Here is a 22,746-nt window from a genome sequence, read left to right on the forward strand (position 1 = left end):
GGTTACATTCCGAACCCGGAAGCTAAGCCTTACAGCGCCGATGGTACTGCAGGGGGGACCCTGTGGGAGAGTAGGACGCCGCCGAACAATTCTTCAGAAAGAACCCCCATCCGGGACCCGGATGGGGGTTCTTCGCATTTCCGGATCATCTCACCCGTCGGTGCCACTTTGTCCACCAGTAGGTGGTCCTAGGTCTACCCCGGAATTGGGGTGCCATGGCCCGTGCCGGTGGCGGGTGCTTCGTGAACACTGATGGAGGACGATCGGTACCGGCATCAGGAGCTTCCCGTGACAACAGTGAGTCGTACGAGCGGCACGTCCGTACGTGCGCAGGCCCGGGCTGCCTTCGCGGCCGGCGGTGAGGGCCTGACACGGCTGGTCCTGGTGCTGCTGGCCGCAGTGCCGGGGTTCGTCCTGCCGGTGGCGGCAGCCGTTCTCTCCGGGGTGATCGCGGCACAGATCCTCCAGAACTACTCTCCGGGAATCCTCGCTGCGCTCCTGGTGGCGGCGTCCGCCGGTTCCTTCGTGGCCGCCTTCCTCGTTCGCGGCGTCGCCGACCGCACCCGCGGTCAGCTGGAGCGCTGGTTCGGCATACGGCTGCCGGCCACCTACGAGCCTCGTCCGGAGCTGGAGTTGGACGGTCGCGGGCACTGGTGGACGGGTTACACCTACCACCGCTCGCGGACGGTGGCGAAGTACGCGCAGGTGCTCCACTGGGGCCTGCGGGACCGGACCACCCGTGCCGAGCTGCTCTGGATGGTGGTGAACCCGCTTCTCGCGGTGGCCCTGGTCGGCCCGGTGGCCGTGCTGCTCGGGCTGGGAGCCGCCTACATTCTGTCGGGGCCGGTTCCCGCGTCCGACTTCGGTCCGCTGAGCGGCCGGATGGCGTCCATCCTGTTGAGCGTCGTGCTCGGGGCCGCGATGATCGTCGTCGGGATACTCGTGGCGCCGTTCGCGGTGCGGCTGTACGCGGAGGCGGCCCGCCGGGTGCTGGACCAGGACGGCCGGGCGACGCATGCCCAGCTGACCAGGCGGGTGGCCGAGTTGACCGAGACGCGGGCGGACGCGGTGGGCAACCAGGCGGCCGAGCTGCGGCGGATCGAGCGGGACCTGCACGACGGCGCCCAGGCACGACTGGTCGCGATCGGCATGACGCTGGGCACCATCGAGCACCTGATGGACACCGACCAGGAGGCCGCGCGCGAGCTCCTCGCCGAGGCCCGGCAGTCCTCGGCCCGGGCGCTCCAGGAGCTGCGGGACCTGGTGCGCGGCATCCACCCGCCGGTGCTCGCCGAGCGTGGGCTGGGCGACGCCGTCCGGGCCTTGGCGCTGGACAGCGCGTTGCCGACCGAGGTCTGCGTGAGCCTGCCGGACCGGCCGCCGGCCCCGGTGGAGGCCGCCGTGTACTTCAGCATCTGCGAGCTGCTGGCCAACGCGGCCAAGCACTCGGGGGCGGACCAGGTATGGGTGGACATCCTCTACCGGGCCGGCTTCCTGCGGGTCACGGTGACGGACGACGGTGCAGGGGTGGCGGACCCCTCGCGGGGGACCGGACTGCGCGGGATCGAGAAGCGATTGGGTACCTTCGACGGTGTCCTCTCCATCGACAGCACGTCGGGCGGACCCACCACCATCACCTTGGAGTTGCCGTGCGAGTTGTCCTCGCCGAGGATCTCTATCTCCTCCGCGAAGGCCTGATCCGGCTTTTGGAAGCGCACGGCTTCACCATCGCGGCGGCGGTGGAGACCGGCCCCGAGCTGTTGGAGGCGCTGCTGACCCACCGCCCGGACGTGGCCGTGGTCGACGTCCGGCTGCCCCCGACGCTCACCGACGAGGGCTTGCAGGCCGCGCTCAAGGCGCGGCGGGAGATCCAGGGCCTGCCGGTGCTGGTGTTGTCGCAGCACGTCCAGCAGCTCTACGCGCGGGAGTTGCTGGCCGACGGCACCGGGGGGATCGGCTACCTGTTGAAGGACCGGGTGTTCAACGCCGGGCAGTTCATCGATGCGGTCCGCCGGGTGGCGGCGGGCGGCACGGCGATGGACCCGGACGTGATCGCCAAGCTGATGCAGACCACGTCGCGCAGGCCCGGTCCACTGCTGCGGCTGTCCCCGCGCGAGCGTGAGGTGCTGGAACTGATGGCCGAGGGCTGTTCCAACTCGGCGATCGCCGCCCGCCTCTCGGTGAGCGACGGTGCGGTGGCGAAGCACATCGCCAACATCTTCAGCAAGCTCGAACTCGCCCCCGACGAGGACGCCAACCGCCGGGTGCTGGCCGTACTGGCCTACCTCAACGGCACGGCGGGGCAGACCCGCTGACGATCCGGTCCGGCCTCCGGCGCAGCTCCGCACGGTGCCGGGGCCGGTGTCGGGCTGCTCACCGTGACACTCCAGGCTGTGGGAACGCTTAAACACGTGTACGAGTAAACTCCGGTGGGCCGAGCCCGGAGGTTGCCCAGCCGTCCGGCGGCCCGACCAGCGGGACCCGGCAGTCGTGGCAGCGTACGGCAGCAGCCGACATCCAGGGGTTGATAGACGTAATGGCACGCCCAACGCTCACCAAGGCCCATCGGGGCCTGCTCGGCCTGGTCGCGGCCGGTGCCTGCATCATCTCGGGCATCGGCTTCGCGGGCTCGTACAACGCGGTGCGCGAGCTGGCCGAGGAGAAGGGTTTCGGCGCCTTCTCCTATGCTTTCCCGATCGGCGTGGACGCCGGCATCGTCGTGCTCCTCGCGCTCGACCTTGTGCTGACCTGGCTGCGAATACCCTTCCCGATGCTGCGGCAGACCGCATGGCTGCTGACCGTCGCCACCATCGCCTTCAACGCGGCCGCCTCCTGGGGCGACCCGCTGGGCATGGGGATGCACGCCGTCATCCCGGTGCTCTTCGTGGTCGTGGTCGAGGCCTCGCGGCACGCGGTCGGCCGGATCGCCGCGATCACGGCGGACCGCCACATGGAGTCGGTCCGGGTGATGCGCTGGATCCTCTCCCCGGTGCCGACCTTCCGGCTCTGGCGGCGGATGAAGCTCTGGGAGCTCCGCTCCTACGACGAGGTCATCCGACTCGAGCAGAACCGCCTGGTCTACCGGGCGCAGCTGCGCTTCCGGTACGGCCGTGGCTGGCGCCGCTCGGCGCCGATCCAGGCGCTGCTGCCGCTCAAGCTCGCCAAGTTCGGCGTGCCGCTGGACCCGGCGCTGCTCGACCGGCTGGATGACGAGGGCCGTGAGGTCGAAGCCGAGGAGACGCTGACGGGGCAGGAGGTGCAGGGGATCGACGCCCAGGAGAACCGTGTCGCCGCGGCCATCGCCCCGGCTGTTGAGGCCCACTCCCAGCAGGTGCCGCAGCCCCAGCAGCCCCAACAGGTACCGCAGACCCAGCAGGTACCGCAGACCCAGCAGGTACAGCAGCCCCAGCAGGCACCGCAGGTCCAGCAGACCCAGCCCGAACAAGCTCAGCCCGAACAGGCTCCGGCGCAGGTGCCCGCGGCCGTCGCGCCGATGTCCGCCGAGGTCGCCGCACCGATGCTCGCGAAGCTGGCCGCCGTCAGGCTGCGGGCCGCCCAGGAACCGGACGAGGCGGCCGACGATGTCCCGCAGCCGCGTGGTGAGGAGCTGAACGTCTGGACCGAGCGCCCGGTCCGCACCACCGGCCACCCGGCCGACGCCGCCCCGGGCGGGCGGGTGCCCGGGCAGGCCTCGCCCTGGTTCAAGCCTCCGCGCCCGGCTGCCGAGGAGCCTGTCCCCGCCGCCGAGCCCGCTCCCGGTCCGCAGGCCCAGCAGGCGACCGGCCCCCAGCAGCAGCCCGAGCAGCCCGCCGAGCCCGAGCAGCCGGTCCCGGCCGAGCAGCCCGTGCATGCCGAGCAGCCCGGCTTCCCCCCGGCGCCCGCTCGCCTCGACCCGGACGTCGCCTACGAGGCGCTCGTCTCGTACATGGACGTCCACGGCCACCAGCCCGATCCCCAGCGCCTCGCCGACTGGCTGACCAGGGAGTTCGGCGTCACCGGCAAGGGCCCGGACGGTTCGGTCCACCCCAAGGAGGTCGCCGAGCTGTTCCCGGAGCTGCGCGACCGCTACGTCGCCGCCGGGAGGGACTGACCGCAGCCGCCGCCGTCCAGGGCTCGGTCGGCCATTGACGCCCGGTCCCGCCGGAGCTACCTTCGCCTCAACAAATTGTTGAAGCGCTGGTTCGGCATGGAGGAGTGCGGATGAGGCGGGTCGGGGTCGACGGAAGCGGGCCGACGGACGGGCCCTCCTTCTCCACCGCGGCCCGCGCCGCCGTGGAGGCGCTGCTCGCCCCGGTGGACGCCGATCTGGCGCGCCGTTACCCGGGGGAGCCCGGGACCAGGCAGCCGGTGCACACCGTCTACGTCCCGGCCGACGCCTTCGACGCCGATACCGTGCGGGAGTGGGGCCGCCAGGCCCTGGAGGCCTTCGACCGGCATGCCGCCACCCCCGCCGAGCTGGCCCGCGCCCTCGGTGTGGCCGACGACGAGCTGCTCGCCGACGTGCACGCCCGGGTCCGCGCCAAGCTGGAGCGCGAGCCGGTCGAGGACCTGCGGATCGACTTCGAGGACGGCTACGGCCCCCGCCCCGACGCCGAGGAGGACGCGGCCGCCGTCCGCGCCGCCGAACTGGTCGCCGCGGCGGTGACGGAGGGCTGCGCCCCGCCGTACCTCGGCATCCGGATCAAGTGCATGGAGGTCCCCGTCCGGGCCCGCGGCATCCGCACCCTGGAGCTCTTCCTGGCCACCTTGCTGGCCAACGGCGGGCTGCCGGACGGCCTGGTCCTGACGCTGCCCAAGGTGACCTACGCCGAGCAGGTCACCGCGCTGGTCCGGCTGCTGGAGGACTTCGAGCGCCGGGCCGGACTGCCCGCGGGCCGGATCGGCTTCGAGATCCAGATCGAGACCACCCAGGCGATCCTCGGTCCGGACGGCCGGGCCACCGTCGCCCGGATGATCGAGGCCGCCGGGGGACGCGCCACCGGCCTGCACTACGGGACCTTCGACTACAGCGCCGCCTGCGGCGTCAGCGCGGCCCACCAGAGCATGGACCACCCGGTCGCCGACCACGCCAAGGCGGTCATGCAGGTGGCGGCCGCCGGCACCGGGGTGCGGCTCTGCGACGGCTCGACCAACGTCGTCCCGACCGGCTCCACCGAGCAGGTGCACGCCGCCTGGAAGCTCCACCACGGCCTGGTCCACCGCTCGCTGGCCCGCGCCTACTACCAGGGCTGGGACATGCACCCGGCGCACCTGCCGACCCGTTACGCCGCCGTCTACTCCTTCTACCGCGAGGGCCTGGCGGCCTCCGCCGCCCGGCTGGCCGCGTACGTCGCCAGGACGGGCGGCGACGTGATGGACGAGCCGGCCAGCGCCCGGGCGCTGAGCGGCTACCTGCTGCGCGGACTGGACTGCGGCGCCGTCGACCTCGCCGAGGTCACCGCGCTGACCGGCCTGGACCGCGAGCGGCTGAACGCCCTGGCCGGCCGCTGACCCACCGGCGGCCGGCATCGCGGCCGACCGCCGAACCGACCGTCGAACCGGCTGCCGAGCCCGGCGGCTGACCCCTCCCGCCGCGCGCCAACTAGGCTGGCGGTGCCGCCCCGGTGCCCCGGGGCCTGCGCCGCCAGCCTTCGCCGTCCTCGGGAGGACCCCCGTACCATGTCCGCCACGCCGGAGCCCACCGCCAGGCCGTACCTCACCATCCGGCGGGCCGGCAGCCACGAGATCGAGATCAAGAAGTCCCGGTTCATCTGCCACCTCGCCCGGGTCGCCGACGAGGAGGAGGCGCAGGCCTTCATCGCCGGCATCCGCAAGCAGTACTGGGACGCCCGGCACAACTGCACCGCCTTCGTGGTCGGCGACGAGCAGCGCCGTGAGCGTTCCAGCGACGACGGCGAACCCGGCGGCACGGCCGGGGTGCCGATGCTGGAGGTGCTGCGCCGGCGCGGGCTGACCGACACCGTCGCCGTGGTCACCCGGTACTTCGGCGGGATCAAGCTCGGTGCGGGCGGCCTGGTGCGGGCGTACGGGAACGCGGTGTCGGAGGCCGTGGACGAGATCGGCCTGCTGGAGCGCCGACCGGTCGCGCTGCTCGCGGTGACGGTGGACCACGTCCGGGCGGGGCGGGTGGAGAACGACCTGCGGGCGGCCGGGTACGCGGTGACCGACCTGGCCTACGAGGCGGCCGGGGTGCGGATCGAGGTGGGCGTGCCGGAGCCGGACGCGGCGGACTTCCACACCTGGCTGGCCGAGGCGACCGGCGGTACCGCGGTGGCGGCCCCGGCCGGCCGCACCTACGTCGAGGTGCCGGTCTGACCACCGGGGCGGGCGGCACCTCGTGGGTCCCGCCGGTCGGAGGAGCCGCCGGACGGCCCGTGACCGGCCGTTTCCCGTGGCCCAGGCCCTGCGCCACGCGGAAGGCCGCTTGAGCACATTCACCCGAACGTAGTGTCGTAGCCCGGAGTTGGAACTTCCGCTCCGGGCCGTGGCGTTTCCTGGGCAAGGCTCCGGCAGAACCGGACGAAACCATCGATGGAGGACACAGGACCCCACCCCCGCACCACGGAGGTATGCGCATGACCTCAGACCGTTCGACCTCGAATCCCCAGCCCGCGACGAACCCGACCTCGAACCGCCTGACTACCCACCACCTGATCGCGAACCGCTCCGCCCCGAACCGCGTCCGCCCGCACACCGGTGCCGACCTACCGGGTCCCCGCGGTCCCGCGACGCCCTACCGGATGACGGTCACCACGGCCCTCGCGCACGCTGAGGCCGTCGCCCTGGCCGACGAGCAGCTGGCCTCCTGGCTGAAGCAGGAGGGCTTCGAGGAGCCCCCTCCGGACTCCCCCGCCCCCGTCGGGCAGAGTGCCGAACCGGCTCCCACCGCCGAGCGCCTCCGCCTGGGCGAGCGCGTCCTGCTCGACCGCGATCACGGCCCGCTGCGCGGCGGACCGGGCACCGGCCGCTACGACCGCCGCCGCCTGCGCATCCCGGCCCCGCACGGCACCCAGCAGCTCACCCTCACCGTGTCCACCGCTTCGGACGGCCCCACCTGGGTCCGGTTGGAGGCCGAGGCCCACAGCACCGGCAGCGGCGTGCGCACCCCGTGCCGGGTGCCGGTGCCCGAACTCGCCCGCTCGCTCCTCCCACTGCTCGACGCCACCGACGGCCCGGCGGCAGTCCACTCCGCACCCCGGGTGATCACGGCCGACGAGGTCGACACCCTGATCGACGAGCTGTGCGACCCCGAACGCAGGCTGCCCACCGTGGTGGCCAGCGTCCCGGTGAACCTCCCGGTCGACCGCTGGGTGCAGGACGTGGTGTCCCCGCTCTGCCAGCAGCTGCCCGGCCTCGCCACCGCCTACGTGCTGGACCCCGGGGCCCGCACCGGGTTCAACGTCGCACTGGAGTACCACACCGTCTACGGCGGAGCGGTGCGCACCTATCTGCCCGAGGTCGACCCGGCCTCCCGGCAGGACAGCGCCCGACACCCGGTGCTCGCCCGGGGCCGAATAGAGCAGGACCTGCGCCGCGCCGCCGGGCTGCTCGCCCGCGAGCCGCGCCGCCTGGCCGCGGACCAGCCGCTGCCACCGCCGCTGGCGGCCGTCCCGGTGTTGCGCGTCCCGCCGCCGCAGCTCCGCCGGACGGCGCAGCAGGCCACCGAGCGGGCGGCTGAGCACGTCGTCGAGCAGGCCGTCGAACGGACGATCGGTCGGGCTGCCCCGTACCAGGGCGCCGACCTGGCCGCGCTCGCCCGCGAGGAGCAGCAGGACCGCGCCGAACAGCAGGCCAGGGCCGACGAGCTGGAACGGGTCCGGCACACCCTGCGGCTGGAGCGCCGCGAACACCGCGAGCGGGGCCAGGGCCGGGAGGGCCGCGACGGCCGGGACATCCGGGAGGGCCGTCTCCGCTCCGGAACCCGCGCCCTGACCGGGCGCCACTGCGTCGCACCGGGCAGTGGGTCGGCCGTCGGGCCGCACTCCGCCGCCCAGCCCCACGATCGCCGTGGCACGCCCGAGACCTTCACCGAACTCATGGCCAGACTGGGTGAGTTCCCGCTGGTGACCTTCACCGGTGACCAGAAGAACGCGCTGGCCCTGGACGAGCTCCAGTGCGCCGGCGCCGGCTGGGCCCGGCTCGCCTGGGACGGGCTGACCGCCCTTCAAGAGTACGCCGAGGCCGCCGTGCGCGGTGCGGCCGGCGGGGACTTCAAGCAGTGGTGCGAGCGCACCCCCGAGGGCTGCCGCCGGTTCCCGCCCCGCAAGGCGGTCCGCGGGGAGTCCCGGACGGTGTTCAGCCACACCAAGTGGAAGCGCGAGCGGATGCTGCCGGTGCCGGAGTGCGTCGACTCCTCCCGGCGCGCGTTCATGGGCGCGCACCTGCGGATCGGTGGCGGTCGCACCGCGCCCCGGCTGCACTACCTGGACGACTGCTCCGGCAGTGGCCGGATCTACGTCGGCTACATCGGTCTGCACCTGACCAACACTCGGACCAACTGAGCGGCTTGGCTGACCACTGCGCCTGTTCGGGGGACAATGTCCGGCAGGGGCGGGCCCGCGGGTTCTCCGGTCGCCCCGGGCAGGCGCCGGACGAGCATGGGGGAACGACGACCGATGCAGTACTCAGCAGACGGCCAGTCCGACGGAACCGCCACCGTCCAGTTCCCCCGACCGGGCTTCCTCGCCTCGGTCTTCCGCGACCTCGGTGCCGAGGACGAGCAGGATCCGGAGGGCGCCGCCACCGGCCGCCCCAGCGGCGGCAAGGCCGGTGACGGCCCGTCCGGCGACGTTCCGACCGGTAGCGACCCGGGCCCCGACGGCCCTGAGGCCCCGGCGGCCGGCCCCGGGCCCGCCGACCGGGGAGCCGGTCACCCCGGCCCCGGCGGGGCCGATCCGGACGAGGCCGTGGCGGTGCACGCCCGGGCCGCCGCCCTGACCCACCACCGCACGCTCGCCGTGCAGTCCGAGCACGACCGGCTGGCCGACCTGCTGCGACGGGCCGCGCTGCCCGTCTCGGCCATGGACTTCGAGAGCCAGCTGCGGCACTACCAGCCCCGCCCCTACCCGGCCGACGGCCCCGGCGCCGCCGACGAGCCCGAGCCCCGCTGGGAGGACTTCGCGCCCGCCGAGCCACCCGCGGCCGATCCGGAGAGCGGCCCGTCCCGTCGGCTGCTCGACTCCGGCTACCAGCGCGAGCTGGCCCAGGCCCGGCTCACCCACCAGCGTGCCCTGCGCGAGTGGCGTACCCGCCGGGCCGAGGCGGGCAGCCCGGCCGTCGACGAGTCCCGGCGCGCCCACGAGGCGGCGGAGGAGGCCCGGGCCCGCGCCGTGCGCGAGTACAACGAGAGCCTGGAAGAGTGCCGACGGGCCTACCGGCTGGCCGAGCCGGCCGCCGTGGAGTCGCTGCTGGAACGGGCGCTGGCCGCCGCCGAGACCGCCACCCAGGACCTGCCCGCCCCCTGCCGGGCGGTCTTCCGCCCGCTCACCCGCACCGCCGTGCTGGACCTCGACCTGCCGCCGCTTGAGCTGGTGCCCTCGCTCACCGGCTACCGGCTCGCCCCGGACGGCGACATCCTCCCGGTGCCGCGCCCGCCCGCGGACCGGGCCACCGACTACCTGCGGCTGGTCGCCCGGCTCGCCCTGCGCGCCCTTCAGGCCGCCGACGCCGTCGACACCGACGAGATACTCGCCGGCGTCGTCCTCAACGGCTGGCTGCGCGATCCCGCCACGGCCGAGCCGCTCTGCCTGGTCAGCGTGGACGCCGACCGCGACGCCCTGGCCCGCACCCGGTTGCTGCCGCCGGGCACCCCGTACGAGGAGCGCGACGACGAGGGCGTCTACGCCGACGCCGAGCAGGACGAGGCCCTCGTGCGGCTGCGCCAGCTCGGTGCCGCCGTGACCCCGGACCCGTACGACCGGGTCGGTGTCCAGCCGGCCGCCCAGGCCGGGGCCACCGTGCCGGCCGCCTCCGACCTCTCCGCCAACGAGTTCGCCCAGCTGGTGCGGGATCTGCTGACCCGGGGCGGGATCACGCAGTGGAGCGTCCGGCTGCGCGGCCCGGCCGGGCTGGTCGCCACCGGCGAGGGCGCACCCGGTACCGCGCTGCCCGGCCGCTGGGTGGTCTGGGCCTCCCGGGACACCGGGCCGGTCGGCGCCGAACAGATCGAGACCCTGGCCGAGGCGGTCGGGGAGGAGTCCGCCGAGCGCGGCCTGCGGCTGACCACCGGCCGGTTCACCGAGGAGGTGCTGGACCTCACCGCGGAGGAGAGCCATCGGCACATCCACCTGATCGACGGCGACGGCGTCCGCGAACTCGCCCACACCCATCTGGGCCTGCCACTGGCCACCGGCGGCTGACCGCCCTCCACCCGGCTGACCGCCCTCGACCCGGCGGACCGCGCCGGCCGTCCGCCCCGGTGGGCAGCCTCACTCCGAACGGCCCATCCGGAGGGCGCCCCTGCACGCCCGGGCCGAGGCTGGGGGAACGGCTCCCGGCCGGGCCCCCGGCACCCCGGGTGATCACCGCCGAGCGGGCGTCCGGTACGGTCGGCGGTCGGCCCGGCCACGGGCGGATCCCAGGGGGAGAGGAATGCGCAGAGCGCTCGGCGGACCACCCGGCGAAGGCCCCGGCCACCCGGCCGGACCTGGGACGGAGCCGGCCCGATGACCGCGGTCCTGGTCGCCGCCGCGGCGTTCCTGATGACCCTGGTCGGCGGATTCGTCGCCCAGCGTACCCGCGACCGCCGCCACCTGGTGCTGGGCTTCGCCGCCGGACTGATGCTCGGCGTGGTCGCCTTCGACCTGCTGCCCGAGGCGATCCACCAGGCGCCGGACGAGGTGCACGGCGTGCCGCAGGCGCTGCTGATGTTCGCGGCCGGCTTCCTCACCATCCACGTGGTCGAGCGCGCGGTCGCCATCCACCGCGGCCACGAGGGCGAATACGCCGCGCACTCCCACGGCCACCACGGGCACGCCCACGCCCACGCCGCCGGGCGTCAGGGCATCGGCCTGACCGCCGCTCTGGCCCTGGTCGGGCACAGCGTGATGGACGGCTTCGCAATCGGCGCCGCCTTCCAGGCGGGCACCACGGTCGGCACGGTGGTGGCCATCGCGGTGGTCGCGCACGACTTCGCCGACGGTTTCAACACGTACACGATCACCCGGCTGTACGGGAACGACCGGCGGCGGGCGATGACCCTGCTCGCCGCGGACGCGCTGGCCCCGGTGTCCGGCGCGGCGATCACCCTGGCGTTCACCATCCCGGGGCACCTGCTCGGCCTCTACCTGGGCTTCTTCTCCGGCTTCCTGCTCTACCTGGCGACCTCCGACATCCTCCCCGAGGCGCACAGCCCGCACCCCTCGCGCAGCACTCTGCTCTGCACCGTGGCCGGGGTCGGCTTCATGTGGCTGGTGATCGGCTTCGCCGGCTGAGGCCCGAACAGGTCCGGGGCCGGCCCGTCAGCCGTCGATCCGGACGCCGAGGTCCGCGAGGGCGGAGGCGGTTGCCCTCAGGACCGGCCGACGAGGCCCTCAGACCGGAAGCCGCCCCAGCACTCCCGCATCGAGGCCAGTGCCTCGGTGATGGCTGGCCGCCGGGAGGCCTGCGAGCGCCAGAGCGCGAACACCCGGCGGCTCGGTTCCGGCGTCACCCGGCGGACCGCCACCCCGGGCGGCAGCGGGCCCCGCCCGAGCCTCGGCACCAGGCCCATCCCCAGACCGGCCGCGACCAGCGCGATCTGCGTCTCGAACTCCCCGACCTGGTAGCGCACGTCCGGCTCCTCACCGGCCTCGCGCAGGGTGCGGACCAGCCAGTCGTGGCAGATGTTGCCGGGCGGCACGCTGATCCAGCGCTGCCCGCACAGCCGCTCCACCGGCACGGGGTCGAGCGCGGCCAGCCCGTCGTCGGCGGGCAACAGCAGGTCCACCGGGTCCGTCCCGAGGTCCATCCGGGAGACCCCCTCCTGCACCGGCAGCGGCACGGTCGGCCAGTCCTGCACCAGCGCCAGGTCCACCTCGCCCCGGGCCACCAGCTCGGCCGCGGGGTACGGGTCGCGCTCCAGCAGCCGGACGTCCAGTTCCGGGCAGCGCCGCCGCAGGTCGGCCAGAGCCCCGGGCATCAGTCCACGGGCACCGGACGGGAACGCGGCCACCAGCAACCGCCCGACGGCCTGACCGCGCTGCTCCTCCAGCCGCACCGCGGCCTGCTCCAGCAGCCCCAGCACGGTCTGCGCGGTGACGGCCAGCTCCCGCGCCGCATCGGTCAGCACCACGCCCCGGCCCTGCCGCTCCAGCAGCACCGTCCGGGTCTCCCGCTCCAGCTTGGCGATCTGCTGCGAGACCGCGGAGGGCGTGAAGCCGAGCGCGGCCGCCGCCCCGCCGACCGAGCCGTGCACCGCCACCGCGTGCAGCGCCCGCAGGCGCCCCAGATCCATCATGCAGCGATCCTAAAGCGTCTCCTTCAGTATTCATCGCTGGTGCTACACGGTCCGGCGCCATCATGCTCGACCCATGACCGCGACAACCGCCGCCGCCCCGAGCGGCCAGAACAGCACGGCCGGCACGAGCAGCACGAGCGGCGACGGCGGCCGGGGCGGCATGAGCCCGCGCCACATCGCCCTGGCCGTCCTGGTGGCCGCCGTCTGGGGCCTCAACTTCGTCCTGATCCACGTCGGCCTCGACAGCTTCCCGCCGCTGCTCTTCTGCGCCCTGCGGTTCGCCGTCGTCGCGGTGCCGGCGATCTTCTTCGTCGGCCCGCCCAGGGTGGCCTGGCGCTGGGTGGTGGCCGTCGGCGTGGTCCTCGGGGTGGTCAAGTTCGGGCTGCTCTTCCTCGGCATGCACGCCGGGATGCCGGCCGGGCTCTCCTCCCTGGTGCTCCAGGGGCAGGCCGGCTTCACCGCGCTGTTCGCCGCCGTGCTGCTGCGCGAACGCCCCGGCGGGCTGCGGCTGGCGGGCCTGGCGATCGCCTTCGCCGGCATCGCGCTGGCCGCCTGCGACCAGGGCGTCGGCGGGCCGCTCGGGGCCTTCGTCCTGGTGGTCCTGGCCGCCGTCGCCTGGGGTCTGGCCAACGTGCTGACCCGCAAGGCCGCGCCGCCGGACGCGCTGCGCTGGATGGTCTGGGTCAGCGCCGTCCCGCCGCTGCCGCTGCTGGTCCTGTCCCTGCTGGTCGAGGGACCGGAGGCGGACCTGCGCGCACTGCGCGACGTCACCCCGGCCGGACTGGGGGCGATCGGCTACGTCGGGCTGGTCTCCACCCTGCTCGGCTTCGTCGCCTGGAGCTTCCTGCTGCGCAGCTACGACGCGACCGCCGTCGCGCCCTACTCGCTGCTGGTGCCGGTGTTCGGGATGTCCTCGGCCTGGCTGCTGCTCGGTGAGCGGATCAGCCCGACGGCCGCCGCGGCCGCGCTGCTGGTGATCGCCGGGATCGGGATCACCGCGCTGCGCCCGGGGGCCCTTGGCGGTGCGGCGGCCCGGCTGCGAGGAAGCGGGCCTCGGCCGAGCGCAGCACCCGCAGCAGCACCTCCTCGTCGGCGGGGCTGACCTCGCCGAAGTACTCCTGGGCCACCTCGTCCCGGACCTGTCCGATCCGCTCCACCGCCGCCTGCCCGGCCTCGGTCAGCAGGATCCGCACCGCCCGCCGGTCGGCCGGGTCGGGACTGCGCTCGACCAGACCGGCCTCCTCCAGCGCGTCGACCACGGTGGTCGCCGAGCGCGGGGCGATGTGGAGCTTGTCGGCGAGGTCGCTCAGCCGCATCGCGCGGTCCGGCGTCTCGCAGCCGGGCACATGGGCGAGCATGCGCAGCGCCCGGGCCTGGCCGGGGGTGATGCCGTACGGCTCCAGCCGCCAGCCGGTCTGACGCCGGATCCGCTTGATCGCCCTGGTCATCGCGTCGGCCAGTTCGGCGGCGGTGCCCGGGGTGCCGGGCTGGGGGCCGGGGGAGGGGGCCGCCGGTTCGTCGGTCGGCGTGGTGGTCATCGGCGGTCTCCTCGGCTGGCGTCCGCCCCAGGGTAGCCGTCGGTCCGGGGCCCGCGGCCGGCGGCGGAGGGCGATCGCGGAAATATGTTGAGCCTAGCTCAGTACCTGGGTTAGCGTTGCCCCGAGTGAGGGGACCCTAAGTTCCCTCCCGGACCCTGGAGGGCCCATGCCCCGCTCCGAAGCCCGCGTCGTCACCGACCGCCCGGGCCGTTACGCCAAGCAGCTCGCCGCCCACATGGGGCGCAAGATCGAGGCCGTCTACTCCGAGGAGACCGGCCGCGGCACGATGGTCTTCGGTGCCGGCACCGCCACCCTGGAGGCCCAGCCGGACGCGCTGCTGCTCACCGTCGAGGGCGAGCGCGAGAACCTGCCCGGTCTGGAGGACGTCGTCGGCCGCCACCTGGTCCGCTTCGGAGCCCGCGACGAACTCGTCATCGAGTGGCACCGGGACAACGGCGAGGCCGGCCTGGTTCACCGCAACGAGGACCCCGAGGCCTGACGCCTCCCGGCACCCGGCCGGGGCAGCCACCGGGCGAGCGACCACAACACCAGGACGGCCAGGCACCAGCTCGCCACCACGTCCAGCAGCCAGTGGAAGTCGCTCCACACCAGCCCCGCACCCACCCCGAGCGACAGCAGCACCGCACCCGCCGCCAGCCCCCGGACGGCGCGCGGCCCGGCCACCCGGGCCAGTAGCAGCGCCGCCACCCCGTACGAGATCGTCGCGGTCGCGGTGTGCCCGGACGGGTACCAGCCCCACTGGCCCGCCGTCAGCGCCTCCCCGAGCGGACCCGGCCGGGCGAAGGCCGACTTCGCCGGAACCACCAGCAGTGGGATCAGCCCCGCCGTCAGCGCCGCCACCGGCAGCGGCAGCCACCAGCGCCCGGCCCCGGCCCGGCGCCCGCGCCAGGCGGCCAGTGCGCCGGCCGACAGCAGCACCGGGACCGCCGGGACGCCGCTGCCCAGGTCGGACAGGAAGTGGCCGAACCGGTCGAGCAGTGCGCTCGGGAAGTCCAGGTGGGCCGTGCGGACGGCCTGGCGGACCGAACGGTCCACGCCCAGCAGCGGCCCGTCCGCCGCGACCTGCCAGGACACCACCAGCAGGAGCACCGCCGCCACCACCGGTACGGCGACCGACCGCGCCGCCCGCCCCAGGGCAGCGGACAGCCGCCCCGGAGCAGGGGGGAGAGCTCCGGGGCGGCTCTGATGATCGCCGTTCCGTGCGCCCCGGGGGGTGTGGGTCGGACGGTCGGTCGATCGGCCTTCGGTGTGCGCCGGCCCTCCCGGGCCGGCCTGGTCGTCCTCACGCGGCACCCGCGGAAACGACCCCGGACGGGGCCCCGCGGACGGCCGCGCCAAGGGCTGAGGCTCGCTGTCCATCTGCGATGACACTACGTCAACAGCCCTTCCGCGCCGAGCGCCTTCAGCGATTCCGCACATCATCTTCACCCTGCGCCGGGCAGCCTCCGGGGCACCCCGTCGATCATGCCCGGACCGCCCGCACGGCGCGCCCGCAAACCGAACGGCCCGTGCGGACCAGAGGTCCCCACGGGCCGTTCAGCGCTGTCCGGACAACCCTCCGGCGGGGGTTCACGACCTGACGGGCGACACCGCTCAGAGGGCGGCGAACGCACCCTCCAGGATGTCCAGGCCCTCGTTCAGCAGGTGCTCCGGCATGACCAGCGGCGGCAGGAAGCGCAGCACGTTGCCGTAGGTGCCGGCGGTCAGCACGACCAGGCCCTCGGCGTGGCAGGCCTTGGCGATGGCCGCGGTGGCCTCCGCGTTCGGCTCCTTGCCGCCCGGCTTCACCAGCTCGACGGCGATCATCGCGCCGCGACCGCGGACCTCACCGATGATCTCGTACTTCTCCTGCATGGCCCGCAGGCGGCCCAGCATGATCTCGCCGATCCGCTGCGCCTTGCCGTTGAGGTCCTGCTCCTTCATGGTCTCGATGGCGCCCAGCGCGGCGGCGCAGGCCACCGGGTTGCCACCGTAGGTGCCGCCCAGGCCACCGGTCTGCGCGGCGTCCATGATCTCGGCGCGGCCGGTCAGCGCGGACAGCGGCAGACCGCCGGCGATGCCCTTGGCGGTGGTGATCAGGTCCGGGACGATGCCCTCGTCCTCGCAGGCGAACCACTGGCCGGTGCGGCAGAAACCGGTCTGGATCTCGTCCGCGACGAACACGATGCCGTTCGCCTTCGCGAACTCCACGATCGCCGGCAGGAAGCCCTTGGCCGGCTCGATGAAGCCGCCCTCGCCCTGGATCGGCTCGATGATGATCGCGGCGACGTTCTCGGCGCCGATCTGCTTGTTGATGGTGTCGATCGCCTGGGCGGCGGCCTCGGTGGCGGCGTTCTCCGCACCGGTCAGCCAGCGGTACGGGTAGGCGACCGGCACCCGGTAGACCTCGGGGGCGAACGGACCGAAGCCCTGCTTGTACGGCATGTTCTTAGCCGTCAGCGCCAGGGTCAGGTTGGTGCGGCCGTGGTAGCCGTGGTCGAACACCACGATGGCCTGGCGCTTGGTGTAGGCGCGGGCGATCTTCACCGCGTTCTCGACGGCCTCGGAGCCCGAGTTGAACAGCGCGGTGCGCTTCTCGTGGTCACCCGGGGTCAGCTCGTTCAGCTGCTCGGCGACGGCCACGTAGCCCTCGTACGGGGTCACCATGAAACAGGTGTGGGTGAAGCTGGCCAGCTGCTCGGTCGTCCGGGCCACCACGGCCTCGGCGCTGTTGCCGACGTTGGTCACGGCGATGCCGGAGCCGAAGTCGATCAGCGAGTTGCCGTCCACGTCCTCCAGCACGCCACCGTTGGCACGGGACACGTACACCGGCAGGGTGGTGCCGACACCGGCCGCCACCGCACCCAGCTTGCGGGCGTGCAGCTCCTGCGACTTCGGACCGGGGATCGCGGTGACCAGGCGGCGCTCCTGCGGGAGCGGCGTTGCGGCGCTCATGGGGTTTCTCCAGACTTCTCGGCTCGGTGCTTCGCAGGCTACGGCCGCCCTCCCCACCCGGGCACGCGCCACTCGGTAGCAGTGCGCCGTCCGACTTGTCCGGCACGGCCAGCGCGGGTGGCGCGACTACCCGCAGGCCACGCTCCACTACCCTGAGCGCGGGCGTGTCGCCGGTACGGCGGCATGGGTATGGCGGCACCGACGGGCGGTCGGGCCGGGCGGGCGAGGGAGCGGGGCCGTACATGGCACAGGGCGGGGCACACCACCACGGCGAGCGCACCACCACCAGACCCCCGACCCCGGTGCCCCACCCACGGCCCGGTGCGGGCGCCACCTCCTTCGACCTCGCGGCCTGGGCCTGCGCCCCGCGCCCCGACGCCGACCCGGGCGTCTACCGGCTCGGCTACCGCCGCCTTGACCCGGAGCGGGCGGAGGCGGCCAAGGTCGCGACCTGGCCGCTACTGCTGCGGGCGGGGCTCAATGCGGTGGTGGCATGGCTGGCGTTCGTCTACGGCACTCAACTGGTGCTCCACCTGATCGTGATGACCGTCTGGGTCGAACACCCCACCGAGACTCTGGTGACTGTCGTCGGGTTGTCGGTGAACGTATTGGTGGCCGCGGCCGTCATCAAGGTCTTCGGCCGGATGGGCCGCTGGCCCGAGGTGTGGCGCCGGTACGTGGCGCCGCTGCTGTCGCGCACGGTGACGCAGGAGCAGCCCGCCGAGGAGGATGCCCCGGGGGCGGCCGAGGCCGGGCGGGGGCAGGACCCGTGGGACGGGCTGCGCCAGGGCGGCGCTGCCGAGGCAGCCGCCCGGCTGGACGGCGAGGCCGTGGGGGACGTCGACTACGTGCGGATCCGGCGCGCCTGGGAGTCCGCCCAGGCGGACCCGGTGTTCGTGCCCGCCTTCACCGAGCAGGTGGCCACCCGCGGCGCGGCGGCCTTCGCCCACCCGTCCGAAGCGCGCGAGCTGCCCGGCCGCGCGGAGCGGCACGATCTGCTGCTCGGTCAGGTCCGGCTGGGCACCGCACAGGACGTCCCGAAGAACCCGCTGGGCCACCGGGCGGCCGGTTTCGCGCTGGACCCGGCGGTGCTGGGCACCTCGCTGCTGGCGGTGGGCCCGGCCGGGACGGGGAAGACGGCGCGGCTGGCCCGGCCGGTGGCCGAGGCGCTGTGCCTGCAGGCGCTGTCCGGCACCGCCTGTGCGGTGGTGGTCGGGGCGGCGGACGCCGATCTCGGCCCGGACTCCTGGTACGACGTGGTGATCGCGCCCGGCGACCCGTCCTCGCTCTACGGGCTGGACCTCTACGGCGCCGCGCGGGACCCCGACGAGGCGGCCGCCCGGCTGGCCGAGGCGCTGCTGCCGGACGAACTGACCGCCCGCGCGGAGCACGCCCGTACCGCGTTGCAGCAGGTGGTGGGTCCGTTCCATGCGGCGTACGGCCGCTACCCGGGGGTGCGGGAGCTGCGGGCGCTGTTGGCCGGTGAGCCGGACGTGCTGGCGGCCCTGGTGAAGGCGCTCGGTGTGGCCGGCCGGCTGGCCGTCCACGAGCGGGACCTGGAGTACCGGGAGCGGCAGCGCGACCGGGCGGACGATCCCGGGGCGCTGCTGGCTGACCGGCTGGCGCTGCTGGAGCGGCCCGCCTTCGAGGAGGCCTTCGCGACCGACGGCACCGGCCGGCCCCCGTTCGCGATGCGGGTGCTGGACCACCCGCTGCGGGTGCGGGTGAAGCTGCCCGAGCGGAGCCACCCGGAGGCGGCGCGGATGCTGTCCCGGCTGGTGGTGGGGCAGTTCGTGCAGGCGGCCGGGGCCCGCGAGGACCGCTCGCTGTTCGCCGGCCTGGTAGTGGACGACGCCTCGGCGGCGCTGGACGCCACCGCGGTGCGCGGCTTGCAGCGGATGCGCGGGGCGAACGCGGGCGCGGTGCTGCTGCTGCGGACGCTGGTGGACCTGCCGGAGGCGCTGCGGGCGCCGCTGTTCGGCGCGGTCGGCTGCCGGATTGCGTTCCCGGGGATCGCGCCGTGGGACGGGAAGCTGTTCTCGGAGGCCTGGGGGACGCACCTGGTGCAGGAGAGCGCGGTCACCCACACCCCCGACACCTCCGGTGGCGTGATCCGGCGGGCCGGGCGGATCGGGCGGAAGGCGTTGTCGGGGACGACGGCGCAGACGGAGTCGGTGACGACGCGGGACGTGGAGCGGCTGCGGTGGTCGCCGTCGGATCTGGCGCACGCGTTGCCGGCCGGGCACGCGGTGGTGTCGTTGACGGCGGTGTCGGGGGAGCAGGTGCCGCCGCTGCTGGTGGATCTGCGGGGGTGACGGCGGGGCCGCCGGGAAGTCGCCTCCGAGGTGGATTCGGCAGTGCGGGTTGTCCGGAGCGTCCATAATGAAGGGGAGAGACCCTCACCAGTCCCACGTCCCTCTCCTCGCCCGGCCGCAATGGCGCGGTCAGGTCGATCCCCCGAAGGTGCCATGCCCCCCACACTCGCCTCCGTCGTCCGCAACACGTCGCTCCATCTGACGGTCCTCGCCGGTGCGGATCACCTGGAGCGGCCGGTCCGCTGGGTGCACACCAGCGAGCTGGACGACCCGACGCCGTTCCTGGAGGGTGGCGAGCTGCTGCTCACCACCGGTATCAAGCTGGGCCGTACGGCGGCGCAGCTGCAGGCGTACGTGCACCGGCTGGCCGACGCGGGGGTGGTCGGTCTGGGGCTCGGGGTGGGGCTGTCCCACACCGAGGTGCCGCAGCCGCTGGTGGACGCGGCGGCGCAGCGCGGGCTGCCGCTGCTGCGGGTGCCGGAGCCGACGCCGTTCATCGCGATCAGCAAGGTGGTGTCGGCGGCGCTGGCCGCTGAGCAGTACGAGGCGGTGACGACCAGCTTCGAGGCGCAGGAGGAGCTGACCCGGGCGGCGCTCGGCAAGGACGGAACGACGGCGGTGGTGCGCCGGCTGGCGGCCCGGTTGGGGGGCTGGGCGGCGCTGTACGACGGGTCGGGCGCGCTGTCGGTGGTGGCTCCGGATTGGGCGGCGCGCCGGGCGGGGCGGCTGGCGGCGGAGGTGGACCGGCTGCGTCGGCGGCCGGCGCCGTCGAGTGCGGCGTTGCAGGGGCGCGCGCCGGGGATAGACACGGCGGACGAGGACTACGTGGTGGTCCAGTCGCTGGGGGCGGACCGGCGGGCCCGGGGTTTCCTGGCGGTCGGGACCGAGGACCGGATCACGCCGACCGAGCGGTACGTGCTGAACGCGGCGGTGGCGCTGCTGACCCTCACCCTGGAGCGTTCGCGGGAGCTGCGGCAGGCCGAGGAGCGGATGGGCGCGGCGCTGCTGCGGATGGTGCTGGCCGGTGAGGTGGCGACGGCCCGCCAGGTGGCGGCGGGGCTGTTCGGAGGGCTGCCGGAGGGCACGATACGGGTTCTGGTGGCCGGGGCCGGGCCGGCCAACGCGGATGCCGCGGAGGCGCTCGGGGAGCTGGGGGACCGGGCCGAGCAGGCGGGCGCCCGGGTGGGCGAGAAACTGCTGGTGGCGCGGGAGGACGGTGTGCACGGGCCGCGGCTGATGGTGCTGGCGCTGGACAACGGCGCGGTGCACCGGGCCTGCCTGGGCGCGGTGGAGGAGCACGAGGGCCTGTCCCTGGGCGTCTCGGCGCCGGCCGCGCTGGAGGAGGCCGGGACGGCGCACGCGCAGGCCGAGCGGGCGCTGGCGGTGGCGCTGCGCGGTGGCCGCCGGTCGGTGGACCACGAGGAGGTCGGCGCGGGTTCGCTGTTGCCGCTGCTCGGCGAGGACGCGGTGACGGCCTTCGCGGAGGGGCTGCTGCGGCCGCTGCGGGAGCACGACCGGACGGCCCGCGGGGACCTGGTGGCCTCGCTGCGGGCGTGGCTGTCCCGGCACGGCCAGTGGGACGCGGCGGCGGCCGACCTGGGCGTGCACCGGCACACGCTGCGCTACCGGATGCGCCGGGTCGAGGAGCTGCTGGGCCGCTCGCTGGACGACACGGACGTGCGGATGGAGCTGTGGCTGGCGCTCCGCTCCGGCGAGGAGTGAGGCGCAGGCAGGACGCAGGCGGCCCGGCGGCACGGGAGGTCCCGGCAGCATGCAGGAGGGCCCGGTAGCACGCAGGCGGGTCCCGTAGGACGCAGGCGCGCCCCCGCGGGACGCGAGCCACCCCCGGGTAGGACGCGGTGGAGTGGCCCCGGGGGCGAACGCTCCTAGTCGGCCAATCCGGTCGGCGCGCCGCCCCGCCTACCCTCAAATCCGGGTCCCACGTCCGTGGGCCGTAGGACAGACGAGGAGAGGGCCGGTACCACGGTGACCACCACGTACGATTTCTGGCTCGCCGGCCGCCGGGCGAGCGGCGACGCCGACTTCGAGGTGCACAACAGCTGGGACGGCCGTCTGGTCGGCAAGGTGAGCATCCCGACCGAGGCCCAGGTCGAGGAGGCGCTGGACGCCGCCGTCGCCGCGCTGCCGGTGTTCGCCGCCACCCCGGCGCACCAGCGTGCCGCCGCCCTGGACCACGTGGCCAAGCGGCTGACCGAGCGCACCGAGGAGCTCGCCCAGCTGGTCAGCGCCGAGAACGGCAAGCCGATCAAGTGGGCCCGCGGTGAGATCGGCCGTGCGGTGTCGGTCTTCCGCTGGGCCGCCGAGGAGGCGCGCCGCACCAACGGCGAGACCATGCGGCTGGACACCGACCCGGGCGGCGTGGGCCGCTTCGCGGTGGTGCGCCGCTTCCCGCGCGGCGTGGTGCTCGGGATCGCCCCGTTCAACTTCCCGCTGAACCTGGTCGCCCACAAGATCGCCCCGGCGATCGCGGTCGGCGCCCCGATCATCCTGAAGCCGGCTCCGGCGACCCCGCTGTCGGCGATGGTGCTGGGCGAGATCCTGGCCGAGACCGACCTGCCGGTCGGCTCCTGGTCGATCCTGACCGTGCCGAACGACCGGATGCCGGCCCTGGTGCAGGACGAGCGCCTGCCGGTGATCTCCTTCACCGGTTCGGACAAGGTCGGCTACCAGATCATGGACTCGGTGCCGCGCAAGCACTGCACCCTGGAGCTCGGCGGCAACGCCGCGGCCGTGGTGCTCGCCGACTGGTCCTCGGAGGCCGACCTGGACTGGGCGGCCACCCGGATCGCGATGTTCGCCAACTACCAGGGCGGCCAGTCCTGCATCTCGGTGCAGCGGGTGATCGCCGACGCCTCGGTGTACGACGCGCTGGCGGAGAAGGTCGTCGCCAAGGTCAAGGCGCAGGTCACCGGTGACCCGAGCGACGACGCGACCGACGTCGGCCCGCTGATCGACGAGAACGCCGCGAAGCGCGTCGAGTCCTGGGTCGAGGACGCGGTCGCCAAGGGCGCCAAGGTGCTCACCGGCGGCACCCGCGAGGGCGCGACCTACGCCCCGACCGTGCTGGCCGACCTGCCCGGGGACGCCATCCTGGCCAAGGCCGAGGTGTTCGGCCCGGTGCTGTCGCTGCACAAGGTGGACGGCGTGGACGAGGCCTTCGCGGCCGTCAACGACTCGGCGTTCGGGCTCCAGGCCGGCGTGTTCACCCACGATCTCCAGACCGCCTTCCGCGCCCACCGGGAGCTGGAGGTCGGCGGTGTGATCATCGGCGACGCGCCGTCCTACCGTGCCGACCAGATGCCGTACGGCGGCGTCAAGGACTCCGGTGTCGGCCGTGAGGGCGTCAAGTACGCGATGGACGACTACACCGTCGAGAAGGTCATGGTCCTGACCGGCCTCGACCTCTGAGCGATGCCGTAGCGGTGTCGTAGCGGTGCCCTGGCACCAGGCGGCAGGAGGGCCCGGTTCGCCGAACCGGGCC

General features: G+C 74.2%; 17 protein-coding genes and 1 rRNA gene. 14 read left to right on the plus strand and 4 right to left on the minus strand.

Going from position 1 to position 22,746, the window contains the following annotated elements:
• The 9 genes from rrf to ACFU7Y_RS15905 all read left to right on the plus strand — a co-directional run.
• A 5S ribosomal RNA gene (rrf, locus tag ACFU7Y_RS15865) occupies positions 1–87 on the plus strand; the annotation flags it as partial.
• A 201-nt stretch (positions 88–288) separates the two neighbouring features.
• Positions 289–1,698 (plus strand): histidine kinase, encoded by a 1,410-nt coding sequence (locus ACFU7Y_RS15870; RefSeq protein ID WP_224283345.1) that lies wholly within the window; start codon positions 289–291, stop codon positions 1,696–1,698.
• Positions 1,650–2,315: a response regulator transcription factor gene (locus ACFU7Y_RS15875; RefSeq protein ID WP_224283344.1), complete on the plus strand. Its 666-nt coding sequence runs from the start codon at positions 1,650–1,652 to the stop codon at positions 2,313–2,315. Before ACFU7Y_RS15870 ends, ACFU7Y_RS15875 begins: the two co-directional genes overlap by 49 nt.
• A 221-nt stretch (positions 2,316–2,536) precedes the next feature.
• Positions 2,537–4,090 carry a DUF2637 domain-containing protein gene (locus ACFU7Y_RS15880; RefSeq protein ID WP_224283343.1) on the plus strand — a complete coding sequence of 518 codons (1,554 nt, stop codon included), beginning with the start codon at positions 2,537–2,539 and terminating at the stop codon, positions 4,088–4,090.
• Positions 4,091–4,200: 110 nt separating this feature from the next.
• A complete protein-coding gene (locus ACFU7Y_RS15885) occupies positions 4,201–5,490 on the plus strand; it encodes a DUF6986 family protein (protein WP_224283342.1) in 1,290 nt (429 codons plus the stop codon).
• 168 nt (positions 5,491–5,658) lie between these two features.
• Positions 5,659–6,315 carry a YigZ family protein gene (locus ACFU7Y_RS15890; protein WP_224283341.1) on the plus strand — a complete coding sequence of 219 codons (657 nt, stop codon included), beginning with the start codon at positions 5,659–5,661 and terminating at the stop codon, positions 6,313–6,315.
• A gap of 425 nt (positions 6,316–6,740) precedes the next feature.
• Entirely contained in the window at positions 6,741–8,501 is a 1,761-nt protein-coding gene (locus tag ACFU7Y_RS15895) for a hypothetical protein (RefSeq protein WP_380768296.1), read from the plus strand.
• 114 nt (positions 8,502–8,615) lie between these two features.
• The gene (locus ACFU7Y_RS15900; protein ID WP_380768297.1) at positions 8,616–10,358 is read left to right on the plus strand and encodes a restriction endonuclease; all 1,743 of its coding nucleotides are present in this window, start codon (positions 8,616–8,618) and stop codon (positions 10,356–10,358) included.
• 306 nt (positions 10,359–10,664) lie between these two features.
• Positions 10,665–11,432: a ZIP family metal transporter gene (locus ACFU7Y_RS15905; protein WP_224283997.1), complete on the plus strand. Its 768-nt coding sequence runs from the start codon at positions 10,665–10,667 to the stop codon at positions 11,430–11,432.
• Between the two features lie 77 nt (positions 11,433–11,509).
• On the opposite strand, the gene ACFU7Y_RS15910 is transcribed toward ACFU7Y_RS15905, so the two are convergent.
• The gene (locus tag ACFU7Y_RS15910) at positions 11,510–12,436 is read right to left on the minus strand and encodes a LysR family transcriptional regulator (RefSeq protein WP_380768300.1); all 927 of its coding nucleotides are present in this window, start codon (positions 12,434–12,436) and stop codon (positions 11,510–11,512) included.
• 160 nt (positions 12,437–12,596) lie between these two features.
• Here ACFU7Y_RS15910 and ACFU7Y_RS15915 point away from each other — a divergent pair, with 160 nt between their 5' ends.
• Positions 12,597–13,538, plus strand: a complete 942-nt coding sequence (locus ACFU7Y_RS15915) for an EamA family transporter (RefSeq protein ID WP_380768309.1) — start codon at positions 12,597–12,599, stop codon at positions 13,536–13,538.
• Here ACFU7Y_RS15915 and ACFU7Y_RS15920 read toward each other — a convergent pair.
• Positions 13,429–13,974, minus strand: coding sequence for a MarR family winged helix-turn-helix transcriptional regulator (locus ACFU7Y_RS15920; protein ID WP_380768302.1), 546 nt, complete (start codon positions 13,972–13,974; stop codon positions 13,429–13,431). The two genes, ACFU7Y_RS15915 and ACFU7Y_RS15920, sit on opposite strands and share 110 nt — an antisense overlap.
• A 166-nt stretch (positions 13,975–14,140) precedes the next feature.
• On the opposite strand from ACFU7Y_RS15920, the gene ACFU7Y_RS15925 reads away from it, so the two are divergent.
• Entirely contained in the window at positions 14,141–14,473 is a 333-nt protein-coding gene (locus ACFU7Y_RS15925; RefSeq protein WP_380768303.1) for a DUF2218 domain-containing protein, read from the plus strand.
• Here the strand turns inward: ACFU7Y_RS15925 and ACFU7Y_RS15930 are convergent.
• Positions 14,446–15,093, minus strand: coding sequence for a phosphatase PAP2 family protein (locus ACFU7Y_RS15930; protein WP_380768305.1), 648 nt, complete (start codon positions 15,091–15,093; stop codon positions 14,446–14,448). The genes ACFU7Y_RS15925 and ACFU7Y_RS15930 overlap by 28 nt on opposite strands.
• A gap of 495 nt (positions 15,094–15,588) precedes the next feature.
• Entirely contained in the window at positions 15,589–16,929 is a 1,341-nt protein-coding gene (gene gabT, locus ACFU7Y_RS15935) for a 4-aminobutyrate--2-oxoglutarate transaminase (protein WP_224282947.1), read from the minus strand.
• A gap of 242 nt (positions 16,930–17,171) precedes the next feature.
• On the opposite strand from gabT, the gene ACFU7Y_RS15940 reads away from it, so the two are divergent.
• The 3 genes from ACFU7Y_RS15940 (at position 17,172) to ACFU7Y_RS15950 (ending at position 22,673) form a co-directional block, all read left to right on the plus strand.
• Positions 17,172–19,244 (plus strand): ATP-binding protein, encoded by a 2,073-nt coding sequence (locus tag ACFU7Y_RS15940; RefSeq protein ID WP_380768307.1) that lies wholly within the window; start codon positions 17,172–17,174, stop codon positions 19,242–19,244.
• 153 nt (positions 19,245–19,397) lie between these two features.
• Complete coding sequence (locus ACFU7Y_RS15945) at positions 19,398–20,966, plus strand: PucR family transcriptional regulator (RefSeq protein WP_224282949.1); 1,569 nt, start codon at positions 19,398–19,400, stop codon at positions 20,964–20,966.
• Positions 20,967–21,230: 264 nt separating this feature from the next.
• Positions 21,231–22,673 carry an aldehyde dehydrogenase family protein gene (locus ACFU7Y_RS15950; protein ID WP_224282950.1) on the plus strand — a complete coding sequence of 481 codons (1,443 nt, stop codon included), beginning with the start codon at positions 21,231–21,233 and terminating at the stop codon, positions 22,671–22,673.
• Positions 22,674–22,746 lie beyond the last annotated feature (73 nt).

This window comes from Kitasatospora sp. NPDC057542 (assembly GCF_042801945.1).
Classification (GTDB): Bacteria; Actinomycetota; Actinomycetes; order Streptomycetales; family Streptomycetaceae; genus Kitasatospora.

Bases quoted from the DNA above. Each gene is read 5' to 3' on its own strand.
- ACFU7Y_RS15945 (WP_224282949.1), top strand. From the start codon at position 19,398: ATGCCCCCCACACTCGCCTCCGTCGTCCGCAACACGTCGCTCCATCTG.
- ACFU7Y_RS15895 (WP_380768296.1), top strand. From the start codon at position 6,741: ATGACGGTCACCACGGCCCTCGCGCACGCTGAGGCCGTCGCCCTGGCC.
- ACFU7Y_RS15880 (WP_224283343.1), top strand. From the start codon at position 2,537: ATGGCACGCCCAACGCTCACCAAGGCCCATCGGGGCCTGCTCGGCCTG.
- ACFU7Y_RS15900 (WP_380768297.1), top strand. From the start codon at position 8,616: ATGCAGTACTCAGCAGACGGCCAGTCCGACGGAACCGCCACCGTCCAG.
- ACFU7Y_RS15910 (WP_380768300.1), bottom strand. From the start codon at position 12,436: ATGATGGATCTGGGGCGCCTGCGGGCGCTGCACGCGGTGGCGGTGCAC.
- ACFU7Y_RS15905 (WP_224283997.1), top strand. From the start codon at position 10,665: ATGACCGCGGTCCTGGTCGCCGCCGCGGCGTTCCTGATGACCCTGGTC.
- ACFU7Y_RS15940 (WP_380768307.1), top strand. From the start codon at position 17,172: ATGGCACAGGGCGGGGCACACCACCACGGCGAGCGCACCACCACCAGA.
- ACFU7Y_RS15915 (WP_380768309.1), top strand. From the start codon at position 12,597: ATGAGCCCGCGCCACATCGCCCTGGCCGTCCTGGTGGCCGCCGTCTGG.
- ACFU7Y_RS15890 (WP_224283341.1), top strand. From the start codon at position 5,659: ATGTCCGCCACGCCGGAGCCCACCGCCAGGCCGTACCTCACCATCCGG.
- gabT (WP_224282947.1), bottom strand. From the start codon at position 16,929: ATGAGCGCCGCAACGCCGCTCCCGCAGGAGCGCCGCCTGGTCACCGCG.
- ACFU7Y_RS15885 (WP_224283342.1), top strand. From the start codon at position 4,201: ATGAGGCGGGTCGGGGTCGACGGAAGCGGGCCGACGGACGGGCCCTCC.
- ACFU7Y_RS15920 (WP_380768302.1), bottom strand. From the start codon at position 13,974: ATGACCACCACGCCGACCGACGAACCGGCGGCCCCCTCCCCCGGCCCC.
- ACFU7Y_RS15925 (WP_380768303.1), top strand. From the start codon at position 14,141: ATGCCCCGCTCCGAAGCCCGCGTCGTCACCGACCGCCCGGGCCGTTAC.